Annotated in this window: 6 protein-coding genes; 3 read left to right on the top strand and 3 right to left on the bottom strand. The window is 58.9% G+C overall.

Annotated features, from left to right (window positions below):
• Positions 1–275: 275 nt before the first annotated feature.
• Positions 276–1,655 (bottom strand): glycosyltransferase, encoded by a 1,380-nt coding sequence (locus tag RH91_RS21265; RefSeq protein ID WP_157136933.1) that lies wholly within the window; start codon positions 1,653–1,655, stop codon positions 276–278.
• A gap of 114 nt (positions 1,656–1,769) precedes the next feature.
• Between RH91_RS21265 and RH91_RS13510 the strand changes: the two genes are divergently transcribed.
• Positions 1,770–2,684, top strand: a complete 915-nt coding sequence (locus RH91_RS13510; protein ID WP_157136932.1) for a PIG-L family deacetylase — start codon at positions 1,770–1,772, stop codon at positions 2,682–2,684.
• Between the two features lie 274 nt (positions 2,685–2,958).
• On the opposite strand, the gene RH91_RS13505 is transcribed toward RH91_RS13510, so the two are convergent.
• Complete coding sequence (locus RH91_RS13505) at positions 2,959–3,990, bottom strand: amidohydrolase family protein (RefSeq protein WP_198283263.1); 1,032 nt, start codon at positions 3,988–3,990, stop codon at positions 2,959–2,961.
• 366 nt (positions 3,991–4,356) lie between these two features.
• Complete coding sequence (locus tag RH91_RS22490; RefSeq protein WP_010163371.1) at positions 4,357–4,734, bottom strand: IS110 family transposase; 378 nt, start codon at positions 4,732–4,734, stop codon at positions 4,357–4,359.
• A gap of 163 nt (positions 4,735–4,897) precedes the next feature.
• Between RH91_RS22490 and RH91_RS21695 the strand changes: the two genes are divergently transcribed.
• Positions 4,898–5,218 (top strand): transposase, encoded by a 321-nt coding sequence (locus RH91_RS21695; RefSeq protein ID WP_157136930.1) that lies wholly within the window; start codon positions 4,898–4,900, stop codon positions 5,216–5,218.
• Between the two features lie 723 nt (positions 5,219–5,941).
• A partial coding sequence (locus tag RH91_RS13495; RefSeq protein WP_037478797.1) for a hypothetical protein occupies positions 5,942–6,446 on the top strand: 505 nt, incomplete at its 3' end.

Raw genomic sequence — 6,446 nt, 5'->3', positions numbered from 1 at the left:
AAAACCTTCGCAAGATGGCCAAGCTCATCCCGATGCCAGTACAAATGGCACCCGCCTGAACCGGCGGACATCGCTCACGCGATAAAGAAGCAGCTTCCACCCGCAGCCCAAACCCGACTTCTTCAACGGAATCGGGCGCTAGCCACTGGTCCGCTTTGCGGTCGCGAAGACCCACACTCGGACTTTCGGGTGCCCTGCCGTGCCTCGCAGTTTTAGCCATTTGTTCATCCGGTTTGCTTGCAGGTCTCAGCGACGTGCTCATCCGCCCATACGACCTAGTCAATCTTATTCCCTTGGGCGACTTGCTCCAGAAGGCGCACTGCTTCCTTTGGCCCCGGTCGTGCAGCAAGCTCCAGCTGCATGGCTTTTGCCGCAGCCCGATAAGCCGGGTTCGAAAGCGCTGTCATTGCCGCTTCAGTAAGGATCCCCGGGGTCAGCTTCTCCGCGCGAACGATCGGCAGTCCTTTAGGGCTCAATCCCCAGACGCTCGACGGCAGCTCCGGCGTCACACCGCTGAACCTGCACATTTGCGTGTTCATGGGGGCATCCGACACTAGCGGTAGCAGCACAAGCGGTACGCCATGCAGGAGCACCTCCATCACAGAGCTGTATCCGGCATGATTAATCGACAAATCCACATGCGGCAGCAGCTCTTGCAACTCGTCCTGGGTCATGAACTTTACGATCCGGACGTTCGGCGGCTGCTGCCCAAAACGGCACAAATCGCCTCTGCCGCCCAGCGTCATGACCAGATTGACGGACTTATCGCGCAGGCCCGTCAGCAACTTTTCGAAGATCTCAGGATATTCAGCGCTCAGCACTGTGCCGAGGGTTACAAATACGGTTGGCTGGCGCGGCATTGCTTTCAGCCATGCAGGCGGCGGTGGAACAGGGTCGAGGCCGACAACCTCGCCGATGAAGCGTGTCGTTGCCCCTACTGTCAAATGTTTCGGATTCGCCCGCATCGCGCGACCAAAAATAGTCTGCAGCGTAAGCGCCTTCAGTCCCCATAGACGTTGTTGCAGCGGAAGGTCGGGGCCAAGTACCTTTCTTCGAACAAGCTGCGTCAGCGCAGGCCGTAGCAGAGCTGCCTCAAACGCCCACGATGGTGGCGCAAGGCAGAGATCTAGATGACGTCCGAACATTCGGAGCTCAGGATCGGCCGGCAAGTCATTCTCGGCGCGCAGCCTCGTGATTGCGCGGCCGATCGCGTGCTTTAAAATCCAAGGGTTCCACCGGATCGTGTAACTGGCAGTCGCGTAAGGCAGACCCAGCTTCTCGGCGACCACTGCGCCGCCATATTCGAACGAACCTGAGACGATCATGTCTGGCCGCCATTCAGGGACAATGCGGGACAAATCCGAAATCATTTTGTGCGGCGAGCGATTAAGGAAAATGTTATTCATCATCCATTCGCCCCGGTAAATTGGGGTGATTGCGCGCAGCTCGGGTATGGTTTCCAAAAGTCTGCGTTCATCCCAGTCCAGTCCGGCAGGAATGCATTCGAGACCAACGTTTGTCACCGTTTTGGAAAAAATTGGCGCGGTGGCGATGGCGACTTCATGCCCGGCCTTCTTAAGCGCAAACGCGATTGGAAGAAGCGGGTTGAGATGACCAAGGCCCGGTATACAGGTAAAGAGGAACCGCACCGTCACCCTTCTGTTTCAACATTCCTAAACTGACGGCTAGCACTTATCGGTAAGGGTTGAACAGGTGCTCAACGCCCCGATGGTCCAGCGGCTTGCGCTGGTGTGCTTAGAGTGGATCAGGTGGAGAAGATTGCCGTGAAGCGAATTTATGTTTCTCCTCATTCTGACGATGTCGCTTTGTCTTGCGGCGGGAGTATCCTCGCTGATCCAGCCCGTCAGGACGGCGTGATCGTCCTAAACATGTTCACGTCCGAGCGCCTTACGGCTAACCGAAATAACAATCAGACCGAAGCTTCGTTTGTAGATTCGATCAGCCCAGTACGCAAAGCGGAGGATCGCGCGGCGTGGCAGTTCGGGGGTGTGCAAGCTGACTATGCCGACCTTCCTGAGGCGTTGCTCAGAGGCGCCTTCCCCTTCGCGTTGTTATCGCGGCACGACAATCGCCAAATCACTGATGATATTGTGCAGGTCATACAAAACTACGCCGATCGATACCCTGCTGCGACGTTTTTCTTCCCGGCTGGGATCGGCAACCATGTCGATCATCTCGCCTGCCGAAATGCCGCCTTCGGCTGCTTAAGCAAAGGCATCCTCGATCGCATCATGCTCTACGAGGATGCCCCTTATTCATGGCTGGGTTTTATTCGGAAACAATCCTATAGCGATTTGCTCGCTAAAGTCGTGTTAGCTCCGAAAGATCTGGCACAGCTGTTCCGATACGGCGGCGAGAGCATTGTTAGTTATCTCGGCCGAAGAGACGTACCTTTCCCGCGCGGAAGGGCATTGTTTCTGGCTGTCCACGCCGCGCTGATGATGCGCAACGCCGCGCGCACTTTGTCCTCCCGCAGCAAACCTTTCCAGGGTAAAGTCCGAATCACGACGTTAGACCAACAGGTCCAGGCCCTTAAGGTTTTGCTAGTTTACCGCTACGAGTCGCAGCTTCCAATGTTATTTGGATCCGATCCAATGGCGACGCTCCACCGCCATACGGCATTACTTGGGCGGGAAGTGGTAATCGAAATTTCCCGAGGATAGATCACCTTCAAGATACCCCATTGTTACATACCTCTAGCGACGCACAATACTAGTGCCCGCAAATAGGCTGCTGATGGGCCACTTTAACCGACCGCCCTTCGACGCTAGCGGCTTTGCCGGGATGCAGCAGACAAGACCCAGTGCTGGACATTCGACCTCAGTTTCTAGCTCTCCAACTTCGGTCATCCATTCGTGTTGTCGGCAGGGCTGTGTAGGTGTCATAGCCCTGTCCTCCCGTCATTCTCTTCTTGACAAAACGTTCGACAACGAGACGCTAAGTGGCGTGGCCAGTCAGACGGTCCCAATTGCGATGCGCAAACCCTTCACGGGCGGCACCGTCAAGCGAGCAGCCCTCGAGGAAGCGGCGCGGTGCCCCGCCTTCCCGGTATTGATAGGGGAAGTCGGTCGAGAACAGCAGCCGCTCGGGCCCGACGATCTCAAGGCAGCGCTGCAGATAGGTCTCGCTCCACATGCCGCTGCCGGTCACGTACAAATTGCCGCGCGCATAGTCTGCGAGCGGACGACGCAGGTCGAGCGCACGCTCGAAGACGGTCGAGATTCGCTCGAGATAGAACAGCACTACCTCCCCCCAATGACCGAGGATGATCTGCAGATCGGGCAGTTCATCGAACACGCCAGCTGCAGCCATGCGGACCCATTGCAGCCCCGCCTCATAATGCCAGCCAAGGCCGAAGGCGGCCAGCGCGAGGTCGGCGCGCTCGTTGATCCCGGAATAATTGGCGTCGCGTACCGCAGGCAGCGGGGTCTGCGGATGGATGAAGAGCGGCACGCGCAGTTCCGCGGCTTTAGCCAGCATCGGGCGGAAGGAGGAATGGTCGAGGTGTCGGTCGCGCGTCCGACCGCACAGCAGCGCGCCCTTCAGGCCAAGGTCACGGACAGCGCGCTCGAGTTCGCGCGGCGCGGCCTCGGGATCGGGCGTCGGCAGCGCCGCGAACCCTTGAAAGCGATCAGGATGGCGGGCGCAGGTCTCGGCGATCCGATCGTTTACGCTGTACGCCAATTCGACGGCGACGGCGGGAGCCAGATTATGGAGCCCGGGCGTGGTGAGTGACAGGACCTGCACGTCGACGCCTTGCTCGTCCATCAGCGCGAGGCGCCCCTCGCCGAGATCGGCAAGGCGAGCTCCATTCTCGCCGCCATCCGCAAAGGCCGACACCGGATCATGCGGCAGCGGCGCGGCGCTCCATGCGTCGCGCACCTCCCGCGGGAGGATGTGTTCTTCGATTGCGATCAGGCGCATGGATTTGCTCTCTGGACGGTGACGAAACGGGAACTGGCCGAACACGAGTTAGGTCCACTCTCGTTCAAACCGTACCAGTTTCGGAGCGCGATCTGTAACGCGGCCAGCATTCTTAGCGCCTCCCACAGCGGGCGGGGATGGCCCATGTGTGGACGGCCCTCCGTTGGCAAGCTCGAACAGTCACGTTGCAAAGCTGGTTCGTGCGGCCTTGTGTCCGACCTGTTAGCGCGGCTGATATCGCCGCTGGCCATAATACCATTCGCGCGGTTCGGGTCCCGATCAAAAGTTCGCACTCGAGGTGCTTGGGTTATTGTGAGTTTTCTCGATCCGACGGTTCAACCGGCTGGTTGCATTAGCTTCTATCCGCCCTCCCCCAGCCTCGTCCGGTGCGGTCTCCCGCACCGTATCCTATTATGCAATCTGCGGCTCGCGATACCGTTCGCCGCTGGCCATCGTCACCCAGATCATGCGGGCGTTCTTATTGGCGAGCGCGGCCGCGGCCACCTTGGCCTTTCGCCTGGCAAGTAGTTGCACGAGCCACGGCCGCTTGGCCCCGTTCCGCTCAGCATAGCGCACGATTGCCATGGCGCCGACTATCAGCATCTGACGAAGGTATTGGTGGCCCGCCTTCGTGATGCTGCCAAGCCGCTCCTTTCCGCCGCTCGAGTTCTGCCGCGGCACCAAGCCAATCCAGGCAGCCAGGTTGCGGCCCGAGCGGAAGATCGCGGGGTCAGGAACCGTGGCAATGATGGCGCTGGCGAGCAGCGGACCCACGCCGGGTATCTCCATCAGTCGGCGACCAAGCTCGGTCTCGCGCGCGCTCGCTAGGATGCCACGATCGTTCTCGATGACCTGCTCGATGCGTTTTTGCCAATCGGCGCCGCAATCCCGAACTCGGCCAGGGGCGCCCGCATCGCGTTCGAGAGCTGCGTGCGCTGGCGGTTACCGAGCCGTGCCCGCGCTGCTCGACATTCCAATGGCCAAGCCAAAGGCCCTGCTCGTCGACAAAGGGTATGATGTTGATGCTGTCTGCGAAGATCCGCTTTGCCGCGGCATCCTGCCTATCATCCCGCTAAAAGCGAACCGTCGCGAGCCGCCCGTTTGCGACTTCCGGCGCTACCGCGATCGCAATCACGTCGAGCGTTTATTTAACCGACTGAAGCAATCTCGACGTATCGCAACACGGTACGACAAAACCGCCACTTCCCCCCTAGGCTTCCTATCGGTCGCCGCCGCAAGGCTCGGGCTAAGCGACTATGTCAACAGGGCCTAGCTTGTGTCCTATATTTGACGTGCCACATGGCGAAAACTCTTTTCGTAATGCTACAAAGGTAGAACATAGGACTTCTGCGCCAAACGTGGTGTAAACCCGCATTCAGCACCGACCAATGCCTCCTACTAAGAATGGAGTGAACGGCGCGACGGACGGCTGGTCTGACATAATCCGTGACCGTTTTAATTCTCAGGGCTGTCATAGCGTCAGGCACTACCGCTGCTTCCGGTGTGACAGGTCCGTCACTGCCATCCCGCATACTCAGGTTTATCGCTTGTGCCTGCTGGTCTAACGCGCTCCTACAACGGGCAGAACGCCAACCCATTTCTTCTGGTTCCGATGAAGGCACCTTGCGCGGGTGCGGCATCGCTGATGATTTCGTCAAACTGCCCAGCAATTACGCAAAGGAAGCCGCGCAGTCGTTCCGCGCATTCGGCAGTTCGTTCAGCGCTTCGGCTCCTGCGGGTTCGACCATTTCGACCTTCTCCAACCCGTTCGCAGGTCAAGGCCGCGGTAATACGACTTACACGTTGACGGGCACTGTGCCGGGTCAGATTGCGCTAGGCGCATCGCTCGGCATCAAGGGGGTGTCATGTCATTCGCGGTTAGGCGGGACTGTCAGTGAGACTTACAATGTCCCCCCTTCAGTTGCGCAGAAATGGGGAAAAACCGTACGTGGCATGGTCCTTGCTCCTCGACGTACGCCATTCTCGGAGAGTAAAAATGCGTAACAAATTCCTTGCTGCTGCCGCTGCCGTTGCCCTTGCAACTGTTTCGGGTGTCGCACCCGCCTCGGCAGCTGTGTTCCCTGTGAACGCGACCGCTGCTAACACTGCAAACAACGGCTTCTTCACCGCAACCGCAGGTGGCGCTGGCACGTTCAACGGCACGTTCGGCGTTCAGAACATTGCCCAGGGCAACTTCTCTGAAATCTTCACGTTCACCCTGCCGACCGACGGTCTGGGCAGCGGCTCGGTGACCTCAATCGCTTCGGGCATGCTGTCGTCGCTGACCGACGCCAACTTCACGTCGGTGTTCTTCAATGGCCAAGCTGCGGCGATCGCGCCAAATGGTCGTTTTGAGTTCGCCTCGCTTGAACTCGTTCCTATCATGGCGGGCCAGCTTAACACGCTGACGGTCAACGGTTTCTCGTTCGGTGGTGCATCGATCGGTGGCAGCCTGTCGTTCACCCCGACTTCGGCAGTTCCAGAAGCCGCAACCTGGGCGA

The sequence above is a fragment of the Sphingomonas sp. PAMC 26617 genome, from assembly GCF_000242835.1.
In the GTDB taxonomy this organism is placed as follows: domain Bacteria; phylum Pseudomonadota; class Alphaproteobacteria; order Sphingomonadales; family Sphingomonadaceae; genus Sphingomonas.
Note: the sequence above shows the minus strand (reverse complement) of the source record. Positions and strands in the feature narration are given on the sequence as shown.